Here is a 2,245-nt window from a genome sequence, read left to right as displayed (position 1 = left end):
GGCGACGGTAGCGCAACAGGCTCCAGCGCCCCAGCCTGCCCAGGCACCCCAGGTACCGGGCAGCACGGCACCACCCTGGAATTAATAAGCAGGTAACGGGCTTCCTTCACCGGAAGCCTATTTAAAGATCGTCGTATTAAAACTGTCGTCAAACAGAAGCAGTACAACAAACGTCGTCAAACGATTGTCTGCAAACAGTAGTCGTTAATTAGCAACGCAACAAAAGAGGCATCCAAATGAAGATCCCGGAAGCGGACAGCACCATCCAGCGGATTTACCGTCACTACGAGGCACAGGCAGACAACGGTTTTCGTCCACACCTGGGTGCCTCCCTGATTGGTGAGCCCTGCAGCCGTTCCCTCTGGTATAGCTTCCACTGGTGCACCGCTGCCCGCTTTGATGGCCGTATGCTGCGACTGTTTGAAACCGGCCAGCTGGCAGAAGCCCGCTTTGCCGACAATCTTCGGGCCGCCGGTGTTCAGGTTTATGAAGAGGATCCGCAAACCGGCCAGCAGTTCCGGGTTACTGCCTGCGATGGTCATTTTGGCGGCTCCATGGACGGGGTAGGCCTCGGGTTTGTGGAAGCCCCCAAGAGCTGGCACGTCATCGAGATGAAAACCCACTCGGAGAAGTCGTTCAAAGAGCTGGTGAACAAAGGTGTTGAAGAGTCCAAGCCCCGCCACTTTGCCCAGATGCAGGTCTATATGCACCTGGCAGAGAACGGCCCACTGAAACGGGCCTACTACCTGGCGGTGAACAAGAACACCGATGCGCTCTATGGCGAGCGGGTGAAATACGACAAAACCAAGGCAACCGCACTGGTCAACAAGGCGGCCGCCATTATTGCCAGTGACCTGCCGCCGGAGAAGATCCACCAGGACCCCAGCTGGTACCAGTGCAAGTTCTGTGACCATGCCGCCGTCTGCCATGGCCAGCAGGCACCTGTCGTCAACTGCCGCACCTGCCTGCACAGCACCGCCATTGAAAACGGTGAATGGCACTGCGCCCGTTATGACTGCCTGATTCCCACGGAGCAGCAGCGTAAGGGGTGCCAATCGCACCTGTATCTGCCGGACCTGTTGTTTGGTTTTGCCGAACCGGTGGACTCCGGGGAGTACTGGATTCAATACCGGCTGAAAAGCAATGGTCAGTTGTTTGTGACTGGGGAAGCACCGGAGCAGCTGAAGTCCTCCGAGATCCGCGCCGTGGATCAGAAGGAGCTGTTAACCGATCCCAATGTGCAGACTATTCGACAGTCGTTCCAGGGCACGTTGATTTAACCAATAAGAAAAGAAGGAAGCGCACATTATGAAACTCAGTAAAGCCATGAAAAGTGACATGCTGGTCAATGCCCTTGAAACCCTGTTTGGCAAGGAGATGGACAAGCTGAACAGCAAGTTGACCAAGCTGGTTGAACCGCTGCTGCCACTGTATGAAAAGGAGCTTGGCCCCTGGCGTGAGGTGGAGAAGCGCTTGTTTTCAATGTCCAGTTCGGCTTATCTGCAGAAGCTCAATGAAAAGTCTTATGCCCGCAAATTGCGGTTGCGGTTTGCTGATTCCGGTTATCGCAAACTCCGGTTCACCGGCAACCTGGACAAGCTGGCAGAAGAGTCTGTAACACTGGCTTATGCCGTCCCCTATAACTACTACGAAAGTCACAGGGTTGCCTTCCATCTGGACACACTACTGAAGACACACCCGGCCAAGCTCAAGCGACTGGAAGCTCATGAACAAAAAGTGGATGAGTTGCTGGAACGTATCAAGAAAACCCGCTGGGAACTGAATCAACTGCTGCAGTCGTGCACCACTGACAAGCATCTTATGGATGCCTGGCCGGAAGGGATTGAGAAAGGGGTTCTGGTCATTCCGAAAAAAGAGGTCACTGCCAACCTGCCCATCGCTGTACACAACCTGAATGAAATTGTGTTTGGGACCGCTCAGGAGGAAGCATGCTGATGCAAATATTAACCATGCTGTCCTCTCTGGTTACACCCACCACTGCCAGTGGCCGGAAGATCAGACGACACCGGAAACAACCAAGACCCTGCCTGAAGTGCGGCAGGCTGCACACCCATAACAACTGCTTCTGCAATGCAGATCATTGCCATGAGCACCGGGCAGAACAAAAAGCAAGGAGGCTGAACCATGGCCTTTGACCTGCGCTGGTACCAGTCAGAAGCCATCACCGCCATTTACGAGTATTTTGGCCGGGCCCAGGGCAACCCCCTGGTCTGTGTCAGCACCG

The 2,245-nt window shown here is 54.6% G+C and carries 3 protein-coding genes; all 3 read left to right on the top strand.

Going from position 1 to position 2,245, the window contains the following annotated elements:
* Nucleotides 1-236 precede the first annotated feature (236 nt).
* Genes ACO6UY_RS24475 through ACO6UY_RS24465 form a run of 3 tightly spaced genes read left to right on the top strand, consistent with a single transcriptional unit; the run spans nucleotide 237 to nucleotide 2,156 of the window.
* Nucleotides 237-1,280, top strand: a complete 1,044-nt coding sequence (locus ACO6UY_RS24475; protein ID WP_422491653.1) for a PD-(D/E)XK nuclease family protein — start codon at nucleotides 237-239, stop codon at nucleotides 1,278-1,280.
* A 28-nt stretch (nucleotides 1,281-1,308) separates the two neighbouring features.
* Nucleotides 1,309-1,956, top strand: coding sequence for an Nmad5 family putative nucleotide modification protein (locus tag ACO6UY_RS24470; RefSeq protein WP_422491652.1), 648 nt, complete (start codon nucleotides 1,309-1,311; stop codon nucleotides 1,954-1,956).
* Entirely contained in the window at nucleotides 1,956-2,156 is a 201-nt protein-coding gene (locus ACO6UY_RS24465; protein WP_422491650.1) for a hypothetical protein, read from the top strand. Before ACO6UY_RS24470 ends, ACO6UY_RS24465 begins: the two co-directional genes overlap by 1 nt.
* Nucleotides 2,157-2,245: the final 89 nt, after the last annotated feature.

It is taken from the genome of Endozoicomonas sp. ALE010 (assembly GCF_049310165.1).
Lineage (GTDB): Bacteria > Pseudomonadota > Gammaproteobacteria > Pseudomonadales > Endozoicomonadaceae > Endozoicomonas.
This window is presented reverse-complemented; position numbering and strand designations above follow the sequence as displayed.